This window comes from Streptomyces sp. NRRL S-37 (assembly GCF_000721605.1).
Taxonomy (GTDB): domain Bacteria; phylum Actinomycetota; class Actinomycetes; order Streptomycetales; family Streptomycetaceae; genus Streptomyces.
This window is the reverse complement of record NZ_JOIZ01000006.1, coordinates 405,726-424,934: the sequence shown is the minus strand read 5'-3', so window position 1 is coordinate 424,934 and position 19,209 is coordinate 405,726. Positions and strand designations below refer to the sequence as shown.

Here is a 19,209-nt window from a genome sequence, read left to right as displayed (position 1 = left end):
GTTCTCCTCAGCGTCGGTCGGCGAGATTGAAGGCGTCGCAAACGAAGCAGCTCGGGAGGAACCAGCATGAAGCGCAACATCGTGATCGCCGTCGTCACCGCCGCGGCTCTCGTCGGGGGCGGTACGGCCACGGCCCTCGCGGTCTCGGGGGACGACGACGGGCCGGCGTCGGTGGCGCGGGCGGAGACCCGGGCGGGGGACGACGACGGGCGCGACGACGACACGCGGGACGACGACCGCGACGAGCGTGCCGTCTCCGGTGACGTCACCGCCGCCGGCGCCATCGCCGCCGCGCTGAAGCACACGCCGGGCACGGCCGTCTCCGCCGAACTGGACGACGCGGTCTGGGAGGTCGACGTCCTCGGCAAGGGGGACACCTGGCACAGCGTGCGTATCGACCCGGGCACCGGAAAGGTCCTGGGCTCCTCGGAGGATGACGAGGACGACACCGCCGAGGTGCGGGCCGCGCTGAAGGGGGCGTCGGTGACGGCCGAGGAGGCCGCGAAGGCGGCTGCCGCCAAGGGGACGGTGACGTCGGTGGAGCTGGACGACGACGATGACCGGGGCTGGGAGACCGAGACCCGCGCCTCCGGCGGGGACGAGCGGGACTGGCGGGTCGACCTGCGCAGCGGCTCCGTCACGGCGGACCGGGACGACGACGGGGACGACCCGGACGACGACTGAGCACCGCCCCGCCATGTAGAACGGGTAGTACATTAGAGGAATGAGTGACGGTGCCGAGGTCCCGCTCAGGGAACTCAATCAGCAGACATCACGCGTCCTGGCCCGCGTGGCGGCCGGGGAGACGGTGACCATCACCAAGGACGGCGTGCCCATAGGGGACATCGTTCCCCGGGGCACGCCCACGGGCCGCCCCGCGTACCCGTTCCGCACCGACCCCATGGGCGACCTGGACATCCCCGACCTGGGGGGTCCGGTGCTCGACGACGACGAGATCGAGGCGACGCTGCGCGGTATGGGTGGAGCGACGGCCGAGGAGACCGATGGCTGACGTCCCGGTCGCGATCGCCGACACCAACGCGCTGTACCGGCTGTTCACCCCGAAGGACCCCCGCCACGCCGCTCACCGGGAGGCTCTGGCCCGCATGGGTCACCTCGTGGTGTCGCCCATGGTGCTCACCGAGCTGGACTACCTGCTGACGTCACGGATCGGTGCCCGTGCGGCCATGAGCGCGCTGGACTTCGTCGCAGGGCAGGCGGAGGCCCGCCGGTTCGAGATTCCCGAGACCACGCCGCACCTGAGGGCGGCCATGGCGGTGATGCGCGGATATGCCGACACCGACGGCGGGGCAGGAGTGGGGCTGGCGGACGCGATGAACGTGGCGCTGGCGGCGGCCTTCCGGACGACGTCCCTCTTCACCACGGACAGCCATTTCCGCATGATGCGGCCGCTCACCGGAGAACCCGCCTTCCGGCTCCTGCCCGACGATCTCTGACCACTGCGGTCAGCCCCGGGTCAGCCCCGCCACCAGTTCGTCCGCCGCCCGGTACGGGTCCAGCTCGCCCGCGATGATGCGTTCCGCCAGCGCGTCCAGGCGGCGGTCGCCGTGGAGGTCGCCGATGCGTTCGCGCAGGGCCGTGACCGCGATGGTCTCGACCTCGCGGGAGGCCCGGGCCAGGCGGCGTTCCGTCAGGACGCCCCCCTCCTCCATCCAGGCGCGGTGCTTCTCCAGGGCCTCGACGACCTCGTCGACGCCCTCGCCCCGCGCGGCGACCGTCTTCACGATCGGCGGGCGCCAGTCGCCGGGGGCGCGGGACTCGCCGAGGCCGAGCATGTGGTTCAGCTCGCGGGCGGTGGCGTCGGCGCCGTCGCGGTCGGCCTTGTTGACCACGTAGACGTCGCCGATCTCCAGGATTCCGGCCTTCGCCGCCTGGATCCCGTCGCCCATGCCGGGGGCCAGGAGCACCACCGACGTGTCGGCCTGGGAGGCGATCTCCACCTCCGACTGTCCCACGCCCACCGTCTCGACCAGGATCACGTCGCAGCCCGCCGCGTCCAGGACGCGGATGGCCTGCGGGGCCGCCCACGCCAGGCCGCCCAGGTGGCCACGCGTCGCCATCGAGCGGATGTAGACGCCCGGGTCGGAGGCGTGCTCCGACATGCGGACGCGGTCGCCGAGCAGGGCGCCGCCCGAGAAGGGCGAGGAGGGGTCCACCGCGAGGACGCCGACCCGCTTGCCCTGTTTGCGGTACGCGGTCACCAAGGCCGAGGTGGAGGTGGACTTGCCCACGCCCGGGGAGCCGGTCAGGCCGACCACGTACGCGTTCCCGGTCAGCGGCGCCAGGGCCGCCATCACCTCCCTGAGCTGCGGGGACGCCCCCTCCACCAGGGAGATCAGCCGGGCCACGGCCCGTGGCCTGCCTTCCCTGGCCCGGGCGACCAGCGAGGAGACGTCCTGCATCACAGCTCCGTTCACGAGAGGAAAACCTGCAAAAAGCGGATCAGGCCCTGGGAACCCGCACGATCAGCGCGTCGCCCTGGCCGCCGCCGCCGCACAGCGCCGCCGCGCCGACACCGCCGCCGCGCCGCTTCAGCTCCAGCGCCAGGTGCAGGACGAGCCGGGCGCCGGACATCCCGATCGGGTGACCCAGCGCGATGGCGCCGCCGTTGACGTTCACCTTTTCGGTGGAAACACCCAAGTCCTTCATTGACTGCACGGCGACCGCGGCGAAGGCCTCGTTGATCTCGATGAGGTCGAGGTCGGAGACCTCCAGGCCCTCCTTCTTCAGGGCGTGCCGGATCGCGTTGGACGGCTGCGACTGGAGGGAGTTGTCGGGACCGGCCACGTTGCCGTGGGCGCCGATCTCGGCGATCCAGTCCAGGCCCAGCTCCTGCGCCTTGGCCTTGCTCATCACGACCACGGCCGCCGCGCCGTCCGAGATCTGCGAGGAGGAGCCCGCGGTGATGGTGCCGTCCTTGGCGAAGGCCGGACGCAGCTTGCCGAGCGACTCGGCCGTGGTGTCGCCGCGGATGCCCTCGTCCTTGCTGAACAGCACCGGGTCGCCCTTGCGCTGCGGGATCTCGACCGGGGTGATCTCGGCCTCGAAGACGCCGTTCTTCTGCGCGGCGGCGGCCCGCTGGTGGGACAGGGCGGCGATCTCGTCCTGCTCGGGGCGGGCGATGCCGAGGCGGGTGTTGTGCTTCTCCGTGGACTCGCCCATGGCGATGTTCTCGAAGGAGTCGGTCAGACCGTCGTACGCCATGGCGTCGAGCATCTGCACCGCGCCGTACTTGAAGCCCTCGCGGGACTTCGGCAGCAGGTGCGGGGCGTTGGTCATGGACTCCTGGCCGCCGGCGACGATCACGTCGAACTCGCCGGCGCGGATGAGCTGGTCGGCCAGCGCGATGGCGTCGAGGCCGGAGAGGCACACCTTGTTGACGGTGAGCGCCGGGACGCTCATCGGGATGCCGGCCTTGACGGCGGCCTGGCGGGCCGGGATCTGGCCGGCGCCGGCCTGGAGCACCTGGCCCATGATCACGTACTGGACCTGGTCGCCGCCGATCCCCGCACGGTCGAGGGCGGCCTTGATCGCGAAGCCGCCGAGGTCGGCTCCGGAGAAGGACTTCAGTGAGCCGAGCAGCCGACCCATGGGGGTGCGGGCGCCCGCGACGATGACGGAGGTCGTGCCGTTCGTTGCGGATGGTGCGGAAGTTTCGGAAGACATGAGCTGCGATCCCCTTCCGGCTGCACAGCCGAGGAGTGAACGAGGGTTTACTTCGAATGTACTGACGTGCGGTGGACCACGTCATCGCCCTTTCGGTGTGATCGCGCGCACGTTGCGTAACCATCGCGGGAGCGCTGCACTGAATCCATGCTGACGCGAATCGACCACATCGGGATCGCCTGCTTCGACCTCGACAAGACCGTCGAGTTCTACCGGTCCACGTACGGCTTCGAGGTGTTCCACTCCGAGGTCAACGAGGAGCAGGGCGTGCGCGAGGCCATGCTCAAGATCAATGAGACCTCCGACGGCGGGGCCTCCTACCTGCAGCTCCTGGAGCCGACCCGGGAGGACTCCACCGTCGCCAAGTGGCTGGCGAAGAACGGCGAGGGCGTCCACCACATCGCCTTCGGTACGGCGGATGTGGACGCGGAGGCCGCGGACATCAAGGACAAGGGCGTACGCGTTCTGTACGAAGAGCCCCGGCGCGGCTCCATGGGGTCACGAATCACCTTCCTGCACCCCAAGGACTGCCACGGCGTACTGACGGAACTGGTCACTTCGGCGCCCGTTGAGTCGTCCGGGCACTGACCCACGTACATAAGGGCCGGTAGGGTTGGGTCCGGTCGCCGCTCGATGCGTGGTGACCGAGTCCCGTCGTCTTTGGCGGCGGGATCGCCGGGGTCCGGTTTCCGGGGGGCGAGCGCGGGGCGGCAGCCCATGCTCCGCCGCTGATCTGACACCATTCCCCGGGGGCCCCGTTCGGCGGATGGACGGAGCTCGGCCAGACTTGCGACCAGGGGACGGATGGGACCGCGCAGTGCGGGGCTACGAGAGCCAGGAGCGAGAGCCGGCGGCTGACGTCGACCACCTCTCTCGGTTCGAAGCCGAGATGAAGCGGCTGAAGACCGAGCGGGAAAAGGCGATCCAGCACGCCGAGGACCTCGGCTACCAGGTCGAGGTGCTGCGCGCCAAGCTGCACGAGGCGCGGCGCACCATCATGTCCCGGCCCGCGTACGACGGCGGTGACATCGGCTACCAGGCCGAGCAGTTGCTGCGCAACGCGCAGCTGCAGGCCGACCAGATCCGCGCGGACGCCGAGCGGGAGCTGAGCCAGGCGCGGGCGCAGACCCAGCGGATCCTCCAGGAGCACGCGGAGCAGGCGGCCCGGCTCCAGGCGGAGCTGCACCAGGAGGCGGTGACGCGGCGCCAGCAGCTCGACCAGGAGCTGGCGGAGCGCCGGCAGACCGTCGAGTCGCACGTCAACGAGAACGTGGCGTGGGCGGAGCAGTTGCGCGCCCGCACCGAGCAGCAGGCCCGCCGGCTCCTCGAGGAGTCCCGCGCGGAGACCGAGCAGGCGCTGGCCGCCGCCCGCGCGGAGGCGGAGCGGCTGACGGCCGAGGCCCGGCAGCGGCTGCGGAGCGAGGCGGAGTCGGCCCGCGCGGAGGCCGAGCAGATCCTGCGCCGGGCCCGCGCGGACGCGGAGCGGCTGCTGAACGCGGCCTCGACGCAGGCCCAGGAGGCCACCGACCACGCCGAGCAGCTCCGGACGTCGACGGCCGGCGAGGCGGAGGCCGCGCGCCGTGAGGCGCAGGAGCTCAGCCGGGCCGCCGAGGAGCGGATGTCCCAGGCCGAATCCGCGCTGCGCGAGGCCCGCGCGGAGGCGGAGAAGGTGCTCGCCGAGGCGAAGGAGTCCGCCGCGAAGGCGCTCGCCTCCGCCGAGTCCGCCAACGAGACCCGTACGCGCACCGCCAAGGAGCAGGTGGCGCGGCTGGTCAGTGAGGCCACCAAGGAGGCCGAGTCCACCAAGGCGGAGGCCGAGCAGCTGGTCGCCGACGCCCGCGCGGAGGCCGAGAAGATCGTCGCGGAGGCCGCCGAGAAGGCCCGCGCACTCACCGCCGAGGAGTCCGCCACCCAGCTCTCCAAGGCGGCCAAGACCGCCGAGGACGTCCTCAACAAGGCGTCCGAGGAGGCCAAGCGGACCACCAGGGCGGCGGCCGAGGAGGCCGAGCGGATCCGCAGCGAGGCCGAGGCCGAGGCGGACCGGCTGCGCGCGGAGGCGCACGACATCGCCGAGCAGCTCAAGGGCGCGGCGAAGGACGACACCAAGGAGTACCGCGCCAAGACGGTCGAGCTGCAGGAGGAGGCCCGCCGGCTGCGCGGCGAGGCCGAGCAGCTGCGCGCCGACGCGGTCGCCGAGGGCGAGAAGATCCGCGCGGAGGCCCGCAAGGAGGCCGTGGCGCAGATCGAGGAGGCGGCGAGGTCCGCCGAGGAGCTGCTCGCCAAGGCGAAGGCGGACGCCGACGAACTGCGCTCCACCGCGCAGGGCGACAGCGAGAAGGTCCGCACCGAGGCCATCGAGCGGGCCACGACGCTGCGCCGGCAGGCCGAGGAGACGCTGGAGCGCACCCGTCAGGAGGCCGAGCGGCACCGCGCGGAGGCCGTCGAGCAGGCCGACGCGCTCAAGGAGGACGCCGAGCGGGCCGCGCGCGAGCTGCGCGAGGAGACCGAGCGGGTGGTGGAGGCGCGCCGTGCGGAGGCCGCCGAGGAGCTGACGCGGCTGCACACGGAGGCCGAGGAGCGGCTGGCGTCGGCCGAGCAGGCGCTGAGCGAGGCGCGTGAGGAGGCCGGCCGGATCCGCCGGGAGGCGGCCGAGGAGACCGAGCGGCTGCGCGCGGAGGCCGCCGAGCGGATCCGGACGCTGCGGCAGCAGGCGGAGGCGGAGGCCGAACGGCTGCGGGACGAGGCCGCCGCGGACGCGTCGGCGTCCCGCGCGGAGGGCGAGTCCGTCGCCGTGCGGCTGCGGTCGGAGGCCGCGGCCGAGGCGGAGCGGCTGAAGTCGGAGGCGCAGGACAGCGCCGACCGGATGCGCGCGGAGGCGCAGGCCGCCGCCGAGCGGATCGGTACGGAGGCCTCGGAGACGCTGGCCGCCGCGCAGGAGGAGGCCGCCCGGCGCCGCCGCGAGGCCGAGGAACTCCTCGGCGCGGCCCGGCAGGAGGCCGACCAGGAGCGCGAGCGGGCCCGCGAGCAGAGCGAGGAGCTGCTGGCGTCGGCGCGCACCCGGGTGGAGGAGGCGCAGGCCGAGGCCGTACGGCTGGTCGAGGAGGCCGACCGGCGCGCCACCGAGATGGTGTCGGCGGCCGAACAGCACGCCCAGCAGGTGCGGGACTCCGTGGCCGGGCTGCACGAGCAGGCGCAGGAGGAGATCGCCGGGCTGCGCAGCGCCGCCGAGCACGCGGCGGAGCGCACCCGCCGTGAGGCCGAGGAGGAGGCGGACCGGGTCCGCTCCGACGCCTACGCGGAGCGGGAGCGGGCCGGCGAGGACGCGGGCCGGCTGCGGCGCGAGGCGCAGGAGGAGACGGAGGCCGCGAAGGCGCTGGCCGAGCGGACGGTGTCCGAGGCCATCGCGGAGGCCGACCGGATCCGTACGGACGTGTCCGAGCACGCCCAGCGGGTGCGGACGGAGGCGTCCGACACGATCGCCGAGGCGGAGCAGGCCGCCGCGCGCACCCGGGCGGACGCCCGTGAGGACGCCAACCGGATCCGTTCGGACGCGGCGACGCAGGCGGACACCCTCATCACCGAGGCCCGCAGTGAGGCGGAGCGGCTCACCGACGAGACCCTCGCGGAGAGCGAGCGGCTGCGGTCGGAGTCGGTGTCCAAGGCGGAGAAGCTGATCGCGGACGCCACCGGGGACGCGGAGCGGCTGCGCGCCGAGGCGGCGGAGACGGTCGGGTCGGCGCAGGCGCACGCGGAGCGGATGCGCCAGGAGGCCGAGCGGGTCAGGTCCGGTGCGGAGTCGGAGGCCGAGCGGCTGGTGTCCGCCGCGCGCGAGGAGGCGGAGCGGACGCTGGACGAGGCCCGCAAGGACGCCAACAAGCGGCGTTCCGAGGCGGCCGAGCAGGTGGACACGCTCATCACGGAGACCACCGCCGAGGCGGACAAGCTGCTCGCCGAGGCGCGGCAGCAGGCGCTGAAGACGACGGCGGAGGCCGAGGCGCAGGCGGACACGATGGTCGGCGCGGCCCGCAGCGAGGCCGACCGGCTGGTCGCCGAGGCGACCGTCGAGGGCAACACGCGGGTGGAGAAGGCCCGTACGGACGCGGACGAACTGCTGGTCGGCGCGCGCCGGGACGCGACGCAGATCAGGGAGCGCGCGGAGGAGCTGCGCGACCGGATCACCTCCGAGATCGAGGAGCTGCACGAGCGGGCCCGCCGTGAGGCGGCGGAGACGATGAAGTCGACGGGCGACCGGTGCGACGCGCTCATCAAGGCCGCCGAGGAGCAGCTCGCCAAGGCGGAGGCGAAGGCCAAGGAGATCGTCTCCGAGGCCAACTCCGAGGCCGGCAAGGTGCGGATCGCCGCCGTGAAGAAGGCCGAGGGCCTGCTCAAGGAGGCGGAGCAGAAGAAGGCCTCGCTCGTGCGGGAGGCCGAGGAGCTGAAGGCCGAGGCGGTCCGGGAGGCGCGGCGCACGGTCGAGGAGGGCAAGCGCGAGCTGGAGGTGCTGGTGCGGCGCCGCGAGGACATCAACGCGGAGATCTCGCGCGTGCAGGACGTGCTGGAGGCGCTGGAGTCCTTCGAGGCGCCGGGGGGCGCCAAGGACAACGGGGTCAAGGCGGGGGCCGCCGCGGGGGGTACACGTACGGGTGGCAAGTCGGCGGAATAGCTGGCAAAGCGGACGAAATCCCTTGTAGAGTGAGGGCTTTGATCATGCTTTTGGCAAGCATTCCGGCGGCGAGCCACTCAAAAGGGGTGTCATTCTCCGTATCAAACGCGCATCCGCTCGATGACACAGCGCTTTCGCCCCTAGGATTCCACCTATCACCTCACCGGTCTCATTCGACAGGAACCCCATGAGCGACACTTCCCCCTACGGCTTCGAGCTTGTGCGGCGTGGATACGACCGCGCTCAGGTGGACGAACGTATCTCCAAGCTCGTCTCCGACCGTGACAGCGCTCTCGCCCGCATCACCGCTCTGGAAAAGCGCATCGAAGAGCTCCACCTCGAGACACAGAACGCCCAGGCCCAGGTCAACGACGCCGAGCCGTCGTACGCCGGTCTCGGCGCGCGCGTGGAGAAGATCCTCCGCCTCGCCGAGGAGGAGGCGAAGGACCTGCGCGAGGAAGCCCGGCGCGCGGCGGAGCAGCACCGCGAGCTCGCCGAGTCGGCCGCCCAGCAGGTGCGCAACGACGCCGAGTCCTACGCCGCCGACCGCAAGGCGAAGGCGGAGGACGAGGGCGCCCGGATCGTCGAGAAGGCCCAGGGCGACGCCGCCCAGCTGCGTTCCGAGGCGCAGAAGGACGCGCAGTCCAAGCGGGAGGAGGCGGACGCCCTCTTCGAGGAGACCCGCGCCAAGGCCGCGCAGGCCGCCGCCGACTTCGAGACGAACCTCGCCAAGCGCCGCGAGCAGTCCGAGCGCGACCTGGCCTCGCGCCAGCAGAAGGCCGAGAAGCGCCTCGCGGAGATCGAGCACCGCGCGGAGCAGCTCCGCCTGGAGGCCGAGAAGCTGCGCACCGACGCCGAGCGCCGCGCCCGCCAGACGGTGGAGACGGCCCAGCGTCAGGCGGAGGACATCGTGGCCGACGCCAACGCCAAGGCCGACCGGATCCGTTCGGAATCCGAGCGGGAGCTCGCGGCGCTGACCAACCGCCGCGACTCGATCAACGCCCAGCTCACGAACGTCCGCGAGATGCTGGCGACGCTCACCGGTGCCGCGGTGGCGGCGACCGGCTCGCCCGCCACCGACGACGAGCCGATCTCCCGCGGGGTCCCGGCCCAGCAGTCCCGGTAACGGCGACCGACGTACACCGGCGAAGCCCTCTGCCACTGAGGTGGCAGAGGGCTTTGTCCCGTTCTAGCGTGATCGCATGATCGAGCTCGAGGGGCTGACCAAGCGGTACGGCGAGAAGGTGGCGGTCAGGGATCTGACCTTCACCGTCCGGCCGGGTATCGTCACGGGCTTCCTCGGCCCGAACGGCGCCGGCAAGTCGACCACCATGCGGATGATCCTGGGCCTGGACCACCCGACCACCGGGGACGTGCGGATCGACGGCACGCACTACGAGCGGCTCAGGAACCCGCTGACCCGCATCGGCGCCCTGCTGGAGGCCAAGGGCGCGCACCCGGGCCGCAGCGCCTACAACCACCTGCTGTGCCTGGCGCAGAGCAACGGCATCCCGCGGCAGCGGGTGCACGAGGTGCTGGACGCGGTCGGGCTGACGGCGGTGGCGCGGAAGAAGGCCAAGGGGTTCTCGCTCGGCATGGGCCAGCGGCTCGGGATCGCCGCCGCGCTGCTCGGCGACCCGCGGATCCTGATGTTCGACGAGCCGGTCAACGGCCTCGACCCCGAGGGCATCCACTGGATCCGCACGCTGATGAAATCCCTCGCCGCTCAGGGTCGTACGGTCTTCGTCTCCTCCCACCTGATGAGCGAGATGGCACTGACCGCCGACCACCTCGTCGTCATCGGCCAGGGCCGGCTGCTCGCCGACACCTCCATGACCGAGTTCATCGAGCGCAACTCCCGCTCGTACGTCCGGATCCGCAGCCCGCAGCGCGAGCGGCTGCTCGACGTGCTGCACCGGGCGGGGATCACCGCCGTGGAGAGCGGCGACGGGGCACTGGAGGTGGACGGCTCCAAGGCCGAGCACATCGGGGAGCTGGCGGCCCGGCAGCAGGTGGTGCTGCACGAGCTGAGCCCGCGGCAGGCCTCCCTGGAGGAGGCGTTCATGCGGCTGACCGCGGAGTCGGTGGAGTACCACGCCGGCGCGCCCGCGCCCCCGCGGCGGCAGTGGGGCGAGAGCTGGAAGAAGGGCTGAGCGGCATGGCGGTGACGCAGGTCGTACGGTCGGAGTGGACCAAGATCCGGTCGGTGGCGTCCACGGTGTGGACGCTCTCCCTGGCGGTGGTCGTCACCATCGCGCTCGGCATGCTGATCTCGGCGCTGTCGAGGAACGAGTTCGAGACCCTGAGCGCGCGGGACCGGCTCTCCTTCGACCCGACGTTCATCAGCTTCGCCGGGATGAGCATCGGACAGCTCGCGATGATCGTGTTCGGGGTGCTGGTGGTGTCGAACGAGTACAGCACCGGCATGATCCGCGCCTCGCTGGCGGCCGTGCCGCAGCGCGGCACCTTCCTGTTCAGCAAGCTGGCGGTCGCCACCGCGCTCGCCCTGGTCGTCTCCATGGCGACCGGCTTCGCCACGTTCTTCCTGGGCCAGGCGATGCTCGGCGACCTCAGGGCGTCGATCGGGGACGACGGGGTGCTGCGGGCGGTGATCGGCGGCGGCCTCTACATGACGCTGATCGCGCTGTTCTCGATGGGCGCCGCCACGATGCTGCGCTTCCCCCTGCTGTCGCTGGGCATCCTGATGCCGTTCTTCTTCCTGATCTCCAACATCCTCGGCAACGTCGACGCCACGAAGCAGGTCGGACAGTTCCTGCCCGACCAGGCCGGCAGCAGGATCATGCAGGTGGTGACGCCCCCGGACGACGACACCCCGTACGGGCCCTGGGGCGGCCTCGGGATCATGGTGTTCTGGGTGCTCGCGGCGGTCGTCGGCGGCTATGTGCTGCTGAAGCGGCGCGACGCCCAGTGAGCGACCGCGCGGGACCGGTTTTTACCTCGGTTTGAGCGGAACCGTCAGCGCCTCGATAAGCTCCTAACCCTTACGGGGGCGTGTGCCCCGCTGTCCTGAACCTTTCGATGGGTGCGGAGCATGATCGAGGCAGTCGGCCTGACCAAGCGGTACGGCGACAAGACCGCTGTGTACAACCTTTCCTTCCAGGTGCGTCCGGGGACCGTCACCGGGTTCCTGGGGCCCAACGGGTCGGGCAAGTCGACGACGATGCGGATGATCCTCGGTCTGGACAACCCCACCGCGGGACGGGTCACGATCGGCGGCTACCCGTACGCCAAGCTGCCCAACGCCCCCCGTCAGGTCGGCGCGCTGCTGGACGCGAAGGCGGTGCACGGCGGCCGGTCCGCCCGCAACCACCTGCTGAGCCTGGCCCAGCTCTCGGGCATCCCGGCCCGGCGGGTGGACGAGGTGCTGGGCGTGGTGGGCCTGCACGAGGTGGCGCGCAAGCGGTCCAAGGGCTTCTCCCTCGGCATGGGCCAGCGGCTCGGCATCGCCGCCGCGCTGCTCGGCGACCCCCAGGTGCTGCTGTTCGACGAGCCGGTCAACGGGCTCGACCCCGAGGGCATCCTCTGGGTGCGCAACCTGATGAAGGCGCTGGCCGCCGAGGGCCGTACGGTCTTCGTCTCCTCCCACCTGATGAGCGAGATGGCGCTGACCGCCGACCACCTCATCGTCATCGGGCGCGGACAGCTCCTCGCCGACATGAGCGTGACGGACTTCATCTCCGCCAACTCCGCCGACTTCGCGCGCGTGCGCACCCCCGACACCGAGCCGCAGCAGCGCGAGAAGCTGTCCGCCGCGATCACCGAGGCCGGCGGCCATGTGCTGCCCGAGCAGGACGGCGCGCTGCGGGTGACGGGACTGGCGCTGCCGCGCATCAGCGACATCGCCCACGACGCCGACGTACGGCTGTGGGAGCTGTCGCCGCACCAGGCGTCGCTGGAGGAGGCGTACATGCGGATGACGCAGGGCGCCGTCGACTACCGCTCGACCACCGACCAGAAGGCCGGGCTCCAGCAGCCGCTGCCGCCCGGCGCGCAGCCGCCGATGCCGGTTCCGGGGCAGGGCCAGCCCGGCTGGTACGCCCCGCCGCCGCCCCAGCAGGGCGGGCAGCCCTTCGCCGCGCCGCAGGGCGTGCCCGCGCAGGCCCCCGCGGGCCCCTACGGCGCCCCGGGCACCCCCGGAGCGGCCCCCGGCGCCCCCGCGCCCAACCCGTACGCGCAGCCCGCCCCGCAGGCGCCCCAGGCGCCGCCCGCCCAGGCCCCGGCGGCGCCGCCCGCCGCGCCCGCTCCCGCAGCGCCCGCCGCGCCCCCGACCGCTCCCGCCGCCGACCTGACCAAGCCCGAGGACGCCCGATGAGCACGCCCCCGCCCCCGATGCCGCAGACCGCCGCACCCGACTGGCAGGCGGCGCCCGGCTCCCCGTACCCCACCTACACCTCGCCGATCCCCGTGGTCCGTACGCACCTCGGGCACGCGCTCACCTCCGAGTGGACGAAGATCAGGTCCGTGCGCTCGACCATGTGGACGCTGGGCGTGTTCGTGCTGCTCGTGGTCGGCATCGGCCTGCTGGTCGGCCTGGTGGTCTCCGGCTCCGACCCCGACATGGGCGGCGAGAGCCCGCTGGCCCTCGGCTTCTTCGGGCTGCTGCTGGGCACCATGTGCATCATCACGCTGGGCGTGCTCACCACGGCGTCGGAGTACGGCACCGGCATGATCCGCACCACGATGGTCGCCTGCCCCTCGCGCGGGCGGGTGCTCATGGCGAAGGCCCTGGTGTTCTTCCTGCTCGCCTTCACGGTGACCCTGGTGTGCGCGACGCTGGTCGGCTTCCTGCACACGGCGCTGCTGGGGGAGCACAACGCCAAGGACCCCTCCGGCGAGGAGTGGCTGAAGGCCACGGTCGGCGTCTCGCTCTACGTGGCGCTGATCGGCACGCTGTCGCTGGCGCTCGGGTCGGTCGTCCGGCACTCCGCGGGCGCCATCACCCTCATGATCGGTGCCGTGCTCGCCCCGCTGGTGATCGCGCTGTTCATGTTCTCGTCCTCGCTGGCGGACGTGCAGGAGGCGCTGTTCGAGTACTCCATCCCGAACCAGATGGGCGTCTTCTACTCCAGCTCGCTGAGCGAGTCCGGCCCGTCGGGCTGGGACCCGCTGTGGATCATGCTGGTCGTCACGGCCGCCGCGCTCGGCGGCGCCTTCGCCCTGCTGAAAAAGCGGGACGTATAACGGCGTTCAGAACCTCGGCGCGTCACGGGACCGCCGCACCCGCGTGGTGCGGCGGTCCTTCGCGTTCCAGCACGCCTTGTGCCAGTGACGGCGGTCGTCGACGCCCGCGTGCTCGGGCCAGGCCACCACGTGCGGCACCCCGTCCGGGATCAACTGGTCGCAGCCGGGGCACCGGTAGGCCTTGCCCTGGGCACTGGCGCCGGCCACGTGCCGCACGCTCCACTCCTCGCCCTGCCAGCTCTCCGTGGACTGCCAGCCGCCGTAGCGCCCGGAGCGGTCGTCCTCGGCGCTCCGGCCGGACGAACCGGCTCCCTTGGGTCGGTTGCGACGCGGGGACACAGAACACCTCACGGGGCTATACAGGATGCTGGGGCCGCGTCCAGCCTACGCGGCGCGCGCAGGGGTACGTGTACGGAACCAATCGTCACAAGTCCCCTCCGTGATGACGCGGCGCCCCTCCTGAGCGGCCGATTCTGCAGACAATCCGCAAAGTCCCCCGCCCGGCCGTGTCCTCGGCACGTGTCGGGCGGTTATGCCCTGCGGGGGAGCTCCGCGTCGGAGCCAAGGAAGCAGGAAAAGCAATGCGCATCGGAAGTTTCGTGTTGGCCGCCCAGTTCCCCGGGCAGGGCCAGGGAGAGGCACTGCACCGCGCGGTCCGCTCCGCCGAGGTCGCCGAGGAGGCGGGCCTCGACACGGTCTGGCTGGCCGAGCACCACTTCGTGCCCTACGGCACCTGTCCGTCGGCCGTCACCCTGGCCGCGTTACTGCTCGGCCGCACCCGCCGGCTGCGGGTCGGTACGGCGGTCAGCGTGCTGTCCACCGTCCACCCCGTCGCCCTCGGCGAACAGGCCGCGCTGCTGCACATCACGAGCGGCGGACGGTTCTCGCTGGGCCTCGGGCGCGGCGGGCCGTGGGTCGACCTGGAGGTGTTCGGGGCCGGCCCGGAGGCGTACGAGAAGGGGTTCCCGGAATCACTCGATCTGCTGGTGCGCTGGCTGCGCGAACCGTCCGTCGGGGCCGACGGCGAGCGGTTCCGGTTCCGCGAGGTGCCCGTCGTGCCGCGCCCGTCGGAGTCCCTGGACGAGGCGGAGGGCCCGGAGGTCGTGGTCGCCTGCACCTCCCCGGCGAGCGTACGGCTGGCCGCCGAGCGCGGGCTGCCGATGCTGCTCGGCATGCACATCGGGGACGAGGAGAAGGCCGAGATGGTCGCCCTGTGGCGCAACCACGCCCGTGCCTGCGGGCGGCCGGCCCGGGAGGTCCGCCGCGCGGCCCATGTCTCGGCCGGCGTCTGCCAGATCGCGGACCGGCGCTCGGACGCGGCGGAGACCCTGACGAAGGCGATGCCCGGCTGGCTGAAACAGGGTCTTGAGGCCCATGTCACGGTGGACGGGCGGCAGCGGCGGATGCGCGATCCGCTGGCGTACACCGAACTCCTCTGCGGACTGCACCCGGTGGGCCCCCCGCAGCTGTGCGCCGACCGGCTCGCCGCGACCAGCGAGCGGACCGGCATCTCCCGCTTCGCCCTGCTCGTCGAGGGTTCCGGCGACCTGGCGGCCACCGAGGAGAACGTCCGGCGGCTCGGAGCCGAGGTACTGCCCCGGCTCGGCTGAGCGAGCGGGGTTCACGCAGGCTTGCCGCCCCAATACGACTGCACCTCCCGCGTACGGAGCGGCAAGCGAACGGTGGAGCGCGTCAGCAGTCGCGCAGTTCCGGCGACTGGTTCAGGATCTGAGCGCGCACCGAGGTGAAACGGGCGTGCCTCTCGTCGACCGAGGGGTCGAGCGGGAACACCGCCACCCGGTGGCAGTTCTGGAAGGCCAGCCGTACACCGAAGTGCCGTTGCAGCGCGCCGCGTATCGCGTCACTCGCGAGCGCACGCAGCAGCTGACCGCGTGCGTGCTCGTCCGGCGGGGGCGTCTGGTTGTCGGCGAAGGGTCCGCCGTCCACCTTCAGCTGTGCCACCAGGGAGCTGATCATCTCCCATGCGAAGGGCAGGGAGGTCCGGACGCAGTCGACGAATTCCGCTTCGTCGACCTCGCCTCGCTCGGCCTGTTCGAGTAGGGCCGGTGAGACGTCGAGCGACATGGGTTCTCCTCTCGCACCCCCAACGAGCAGGGGTTGCCTGACAGATAAGGGAGTGCGCGTTATCGGACACGCTGCGTACACAGTTCGCGACCTCCCGTTCAATACCGTAAGCATCCGACGATGGCGGCACCAGGCGAATGGCCGGATGCGGGACTTCCTGTGGGCCGGTAATCGGCCACCGTCGAAACAAGCGTTTTCTTGGAGATTCAGGACGCGTCCGGTGGCTCCTGTTGGTCGTGGGTGACGGCGAATCGCGTCGACCCCGGCCGGTCGAGTAGCGTTGCCGACCATGCGTCTCGTCATTGCCCGCTGCTCCGTGGACTACGCCGGGCGGCTCACCGCGCACCTGCCGTCGGCACCCCGTCTCATCCTGGTCAAGGCGGACGGCAGCGTCTCGATCCACGCCGACGACCGGGCCTACAAGCCCCTGAACTGGATGTCGCCGCCCTGCGTCCTGAAGGAGGGGACCGGCGACGAAGAGGGAGTCTGGACCGTCGTCAACAAGGCGGGCGAGAAGCTCATCATCACGATGGAGGAGATCCTCCACGACTCCTCGCACGAACTGGGCGTCGACCCCGGCCTGATCAAGGACGGCGTGGAAGCGCACCTGCAGGAACTGCTCGCCGACCGGATCGAGATCCTCGGCGAGGGCTACACCCTCATCCGCCGCGAGTACATGACGGCGATCGGCCCGGTCGACATCCTGTGCCGGGACGCCGAGGGGCGGACCGTCGCGGTGGAGATCAAGCGGCGCGGCGAGATCGACGGCGTGGAGCAGCTCACGCGCTATCTGGAGCTGCTGAACCGCGATCCCCATCTCGCCCCGGTGCGGGGCGTGTTCGCCGCGCAGGAGATCAAGCCGCAGGCCCGGGTCCTCGCGACCGACCGGGGCATCGGCTGCCAGGTCCTCGACTACGACGCGATGCGCGGCATCGAGGACGACAAGCTGCGGCTGTTCTGAGCCGCGCCGGTACGGACCGGGGGCCGGGTTCCGCGGGGAACCCGGCCCTCGTGTGTGTCCCGCGGGTCAGATGACCTGTCCGGGGTCCCCGGACGGGTCCGTGTCGCCGCTCTGCGGGGCGCTCGCGTTCGTCTCCACGGGGGTGGACGGGGCGGCGTCGCTCGCGGAGTTGGTGGTGGTGGGCGTGGTGTCCGTCGGCGTTCCCGGCTCCGTCGGCGTCGGCGTCTCCGGCGGCGTCTCCTCCTCTTCCGGCTCCGTCTCGGTCGGTGTGGGGGACTCGCTGTGGGACGGTCCGGGCGGCGGCGTCTTCGACGGGGACTTCGACGGGGACTTCGACGGATCGTCCGGCTTCTTGGTGTCGCTCGGCCCGTCCGACGGCTCCTTCGACGAACTGGCCGTCGGCGTCGGGTCGTCGGACGTGCCCACGGTGCCGTCCGGGCCCGGGTCGGTCGGCCGGCTGGTGGCCTCACCGGTGTCGCCCTCGTCCCCGGTCGCCGGATCGGCGCCGAGGCTGCCGTCGTCGACGCCCTGGCTGGCGGAGGGGTTGACGCCGACGTTCTCGGACGGGGTGCCGGCGTCGTTCTCCGACGTGGCGCCCAGGGTGACCACCGTGCCCAGCACGGCGACGAGCAGCGCGCCCGCGCCGGCCGCCACCAGGTTGCGCTTGGCCAGCCCCTTGAGGCCGCCGCCCGGCTTGGCCGGCGGCGTGGACGGCGTGGGCCGCGGTGGCACCACCGTGCGGTTGACGACCAGACCGGTGTCGGAGGGAAGCTGGAGGTCCGGGAAGGCCATCGGCACCCCGCGGGGCGGCGGGGCCGACTCCTCGTAGCGGGCCTCGGGCACCTCCTCCCCCGCGGTCGGCATGAGCGTGAGCGGGGTTCCGGAGCGGTCCGCGACGAGGGCCAGCGCCCTGCGTCCGGCGACGGTGCCGCGCTTGTCGGCGAGGGCGCCGCGCAGTCCGACGGACGTCTCCAGTTCGGCGCGCGCCCGGTCGAGCTGTCCGGCGCACAGCGCGTGGATGCCGAGTTCGTGGTGGAAGTAGGCCTGTTCCGCCACGTCCCCGGCGAGCAGGGCGGCCTCCGCGCCGGCCCGCAGCGCCTTCTCCCAGGCGCTCCAGTGCAGGCCCGCGGCGAACGCGGGCGCGGCGGTACGGGCGAGCCGCACGGCCGTGCTCTGCTCGTCCTCGGTGACGGCCGTGGTGAGCGGCGACAGCAGGGTGAGCGCGGCGAGGACCGCGTCGGCCTCGGCGCACACCCGCTCCGGGGTGACCGAGGGGTGCCCGGTCCACCAGGCGTAGTGCCGGGCGGCCGCGCGGACCTGCTCCTCGGCCTCGTCGGCGTATCCGGCGGCCTCGAGCTGGGCCGGTACGCCGGCGGCGAGCCGGTAGCGGGAGCCGGCCGCGGAGACCAGTCCGCAGGCGGCCAGCTCGCCGAGCGCGGCGTCGGCGTGGGTGTCGCCCACCAGGGCGGGCAGATGCGCCTGGTGGGGCACCTCGCCGCCGAGCGCGACGGCGAACCGGAGGGTGGCGCGGGCGGAGACGCTGAGCCGGGAGGCGAGCAGCGGGGCGGGGGCGGCGGCCTCGCCGAGCGAGGGCAGGGGCACCTCGTCGCCGTCCGTGGGGGTGTAGGAGGTCTCGTCGGGCCGTACGTCCTCGAAGACGCCGAACTCGTCGACGGCGTCGGCGCCGGCCCGCAGCCGGTCGCGCTGCCGCAGCAGGGCACCGGCCTGGACGAAGCGCAGCGGCAGGCCCTCGGACTCGAACCAGAGGTCGCCGGCCCAGTTCGACTCGTCCTCGGTGAGGTCCCGGCCGACGGCGTGCCGGAGCAGGTCGAGGCTGGCCGCGCGGTCGAGGCCGGGGAGGGTGACCTCCTCGATGCCGGCGCTCGCGGACGGCTCGGGCACGTCCGGGGTGACGCCGAGCAGGAAGGCGCACTCGGGGGTGGCGTCCAGCAGCTCGTCGAGGGCGGCGCCGCCGAACTCCAGGTCGTCGAGGACGACGACGGCGCCGATCTCGCGGACCCGGTCGGTGAGTTCGTCCCGGTCCGGGCGGTGCAGCGGGGCGTCGTGGACGGCGTAGAAGAGGTCGTGCAGCAGGTCGTCGGCGGAGCGGCGGTGGCCGTTCAGGCGGACGACTCCGTCGGGGGCGAGGTCCGCGCAGTCCTCGGCGACGGTGTCGAGGAGCCGGGTGCGGCCGGAGCCGGCCGGGCCGGTGAGGCGCACGGAGCGGCCGCGGGCCAGCAGCCGGACCAGCTTCTCGCGCTCCTCCTGGCGGGCCAGCAGCGGCAGCGGGAGCTGCGCGGGTCCCGGCGGGACGGGCGGCCTGGCGGCCCGCTCGATCTCGGCGCGCTCGGCCTCGGTCAGCTTCGCGGGGCGGGCCGGCCGTTCGGCGGGCGGGCAGGGCTCGATCTCGCTGCCGTCGACGGGGTTGACGGTCAGCAGGAAGTCGCCGGAGACGAGCTGCACCGTGCGCGCGAGCGCGGGCGCGTGCTGTCCGAAGTCGGACGTGAGGGATTCCCTGGGCGGACGCTGACGCGGCGCCGGGCTGTCACCCTCGTGGCCGTACTCCTCGGGTCCCGGGTTGTTCGGGTCCATAGGTCCTAGCCCCCCAAAA

At 72.5% G+C, this 19,209-nt stretch carries 17 protein-coding genes; 12 read left to right on the top strand and 5 right to left on the bottom strand.

Annotation, left to right across the window (positions count from 1 at the left end; translation table 11 throughout):
* Positions 1-66: 66 nt before the first annotated feature.
* From IH50_RS0112575 to IH50_RS0112565, 3 genes are read left to right on the top strand one after another with little or no spacing between them, the layout of a single operon-like run.
* Positions 67-684, top strand: coding sequence for a PepSY domain-containing protein (locus tag IH50_RS0112575; protein ID WP_030860491.1), 618 nt, complete (start codon positions 67-69; stop codon positions 682-684).
* Positions 685-724: 40 nt separating this feature from the next.
* Positions 725-1,012, top strand: coding sequence for a type II toxin-antitoxin system Phd/YefM family antitoxin (locus IH50_RS0112570; protein ID WP_030860488.1), 288 nt, complete (start codon positions 725-727; stop codon positions 1,010-1,012).
* Positions 1,005-1,457: a PIN domain-containing protein gene (locus IH50_RS0112565; RefSeq protein ID WP_030860486.1), complete on the top strand. Its 453-nt coding sequence runs from the start codon at positions 1,005-1,007 to the stop codon at positions 1,455-1,457. Before IH50_RS0112570 ends, IH50_RS0112565 begins: the two co-directional genes overlap by 8 nt.
* A gap of 9 nt (positions 1,458-1,466) precedes the next feature.
* Here the strand turns inward: IH50_RS0112565 and meaB are convergent, their stop codons facing one another.
* The gene (gene meaB, locus IH50_RS0112560; RefSeq protein WP_030860484.1) at positions 1,467-2,423 is read right to left on the bottom strand and encodes a methylmalonyl Co-A mutase-associated GTPase MeaB; all 957 of its coding nucleotides are present in this window, start codon (positions 2,421-2,423) and stop codon (positions 1,467-1,469) included.
* 40 nt (positions 2,424-2,463) lie between these two features.
* Positions 2,464-3,687 (bottom strand): acetyl-CoA C-acetyltransferase, encoded by a 1,224-nt coding sequence (locus tag IH50_RS0112555; protein WP_078913942.1) that lies wholly within the window; start codon positions 3,685-3,687, stop codon positions 2,464-2,466.
* Positions 3,688-3,834: 147 nt separating this feature from the next.
* On the opposite strand from IH50_RS0112555, the gene mce reads away from it, so the two are divergent.
* The 7 genes from mce (at position 3,835) to IH50_RS0112520 (ending at position 13,552) form a co-directional block, all read left to right on the top strand.
* Positions 3,835-4,275, top strand: coding sequence for a methylmalonyl-CoA epimerase (gene mce / locus IH50_RS0112550; RefSeq protein WP_030860479.1), 441 nt, complete (start codon positions 3,835-3,837; stop codon positions 4,273-4,275).
* A gap of 229 nt (positions 4,276-4,504) precedes the next feature.
* The gene (gene scy / locus IH50_RS0112545; protein ID WP_030860477.1) at positions 4,505-8,350 is read left to right on the top strand and encodes a polarized growth protein Scy; all 3,846 of its coding nucleotides are present in this window, start codon (positions 4,505-4,507) and stop codon (positions 8,348-8,350) included.
* Positions 8,351-8,537: 187 nt separating this feature from the next.
* Positions 8,538-9,476, top strand: a complete 939-nt coding sequence (locus tag IH50_RS0112540; RefSeq protein WP_030860475.1) for a cellulose-binding protein — start codon at positions 8,538-8,540, stop codon at positions 9,474-9,476.
* A gap of 76 nt (positions 9,477-9,552) precedes the next feature.
* Complete coding sequence (locus tag IH50_RS0112535; protein ID WP_030860474.1) at positions 9,553-10,503, top strand: ABC transporter ATP-binding protein; 951 nt, start codon at positions 9,553-9,555, stop codon at positions 10,501-10,503.
* A gap of 5 nt (positions 10,504-10,508) precedes the next feature.
* Positions 10,509-11,282 (top strand): ABC transporter permease subunit, encoded by a 774-nt coding sequence (locus IH50_RS0112530; RefSeq protein ID WP_030860466.1) that lies wholly within the window; start codon positions 10,509-10,511, stop codon positions 11,280-11,282.
* 120 nt (positions 11,283-11,402) lie between these two features.
* Positions 11,403-12,683, top strand: a complete 1,281-nt coding sequence (locus IH50_RS0112525; protein WP_030860464.1) for an ABC transporter ATP-binding protein — start codon at positions 11,403-11,405, stop codon at positions 12,681-12,683.
* Complete coding sequence (locus IH50_RS0112520) at positions 12,680-13,552, top strand: ABC transporter permease subunit (RefSeq protein WP_030860462.1); 873 nt, start codon at positions 12,680-12,682, stop codon at positions 13,550-13,552. Before IH50_RS0112525 ends, IH50_RS0112520 begins: the two co-directional genes overlap by 4 nt.
* A gap of 6 nt (positions 13,553-13,558) precedes the next feature.
* Here the strand turns inward: IH50_RS0112520 and IH50_RS0112515 are convergent, their stop codons facing one another.
* Positions 13,559-13,891 (bottom strand): hypothetical protein, encoded by a 333-nt coding sequence (locus IH50_RS0112515; protein ID WP_030860460.1) that lies wholly within the window; start codon positions 13,889-13,891, stop codon positions 13,559-13,561.
* A gap of 242 nt (positions 13,892-14,133) precedes the next feature.
* On the opposite strand from IH50_RS0112515, the gene IH50_RS0112510 reads away from it, so the two are divergent.
* Positions 14,134-15,162, top strand: a complete 1,029-nt coding sequence (locus IH50_RS0112510; protein WP_030860458.1) for an LLM class flavin-dependent oxidoreductase — start codon at positions 14,134-14,136, stop codon at positions 15,160-15,162.
* Between the two features lie 82 nt (positions 15,163-15,244).
* Here the strand turns inward: IH50_RS0112510 and IH50_RS0112505 are convergent, their stop codons facing one another.
* A complete protein-coding gene (locus tag IH50_RS0112505) occupies positions 15,245-15,637 on the bottom strand; it encodes an SCO5389 family protein (RefSeq protein ID WP_030860456.1) in 393 nt (130 codons plus the stop codon).
* 289 nt (positions 15,638-15,926) lie between these two features.
* Between IH50_RS0112505 and nucS the strand changes: the two genes are divergently transcribed.
* Positions 15,927-16,598, top strand: coding sequence for an endonuclease NucS (gene nucS, locus IH50_RS0112500; RefSeq protein ID WP_030860454.1), 672 nt, complete (start codon positions 15,927-15,929; stop codon positions 16,596-16,598).
* Positions 16,599-16,664: 66 nt separating this feature from the next.
* On the opposite strand, the gene IH50_RS0112495 is transcribed toward nucS, so the two are convergent.
* Positions 16,665-19,190 carry an ATP-binding protein gene (locus tag IH50_RS0112495; RefSeq protein ID WP_030860452.1) on the bottom strand — a complete coding sequence of 842 codons (2,526 nt, stop codon included), beginning with the start codon at positions 19,188-19,190 and terminating at the stop codon, positions 16,665-16,667.
* Between the last annotated feature and the right edge of the window lie 19 nt (positions 19,191-19,209).

What these genes read in the sequence shown, in the direction of transcription:
- IH50_RS0112575 (WP_030860491.1), top strand. Translation starts at nt 67, where the DNA reads ATGAAGCGCAACATCGTGATCGCCGTCGTCACCGCCGCGGCTCTCGTC.
- IH50_RS0112570 (WP_030860488.1), top strand. Translation starts at nt 725, where the DNA reads ATGAGTGACGGTGCCGAGGTCCCGCTCAGGGAACTCAATCAGCAGACA.
- IH50_RS0112565 (WP_030860486.1), top strand. Translation starts at nt 1,005, where the DNA reads ATGGCTGACGTCCCGGTCGCGATCGCCGACACCAACGCGCTGTACCGG.
- meaB (WP_030860484.1), bottom strand. Translation starts at nt 2,423, where the DNA reads ATGCAGGACGTCTCCTCGCTGGTCGCCCGGGCCAGGGAAGGCAGGCCA.
- IH50_RS0112555 (WP_078913942.1), bottom strand. Translation starts at nt 3,687, where the DNA reads ATGTCTTCCGAAACTTCCGCACCATCCGCAACGAACGGCACGACCTCC.
- mce (WP_030860479.1), top strand. Translation starts at nt 3,835, where the DNA reads ATGCTGACGCGAATCGACCACATCGGGATCGCCTGCTTCGACCTCGAC.
- IH50_RS0112540 (WP_030860475.1), top strand. Translation starts at nt 8,538, where the DNA reads ATGAGCGACACTTCCCCCTACGGCTTCGAGCTTGTGCGGCGTGGATAC.
- IH50_RS0112535 (WP_030860474.1), top strand. Translation starts at nt 9,553, where the DNA reads ATGATCGAGCTCGAGGGGCTGACCAAGCGGTACGGCGAGAAGGTGGCG.
- IH50_RS0112530 (WP_030860466.1), top strand. Translation starts at nt 10,509, where the DNA reads ATGGCGGTGACGCAGGTCGTACGGTCGGAGTGGACCAAGATCCGGTCG.
- IH50_RS0112525 (WP_030860464.1), top strand. Translation starts at nt 11,403, where the DNA reads ATGATCGAGGCAGTCGGCCTGACCAAGCGGTACGGCGACAAGACCGCT.
- IH50_RS0112520 (WP_030860462.1), top strand. Translation starts at nt 12,680, where the DNA reads ATGAGCACGCCCCCGCCCCCGATGCCGCAGACCGCCGCACCCGACTGG.
- IH50_RS0112510 (WP_030860458.1), top strand. Translation starts at nt 14,134, where the DNA reads ATGCGCATCGGAAGTTTCGTGTTGGCCGCCCAGTTCCCCGGGCAGGGC.
- IH50_RS0112505 (WP_030860456.1), bottom strand. Translation starts at nt 15,637, where the DNA reads ATGTCGCTCGACGTCTCACCGGCCCTACTCGAACAGGCCGAGCGAGGC.
- nucS (WP_030860454.1), top strand. Translation starts at nt 15,927, where the DNA reads ATGCGTCTCGTCATTGCCCGCTGCTCCGTGGACTACGCCGGGCGGCTC.
- IH50_RS0112495 (WP_030860452.1), bottom strand. Translation starts at nt 19,190, where the DNA reads ATGGACCCGAACAACCCGGGACCCGAGGAGTACGGCCACGAGGGTGAC.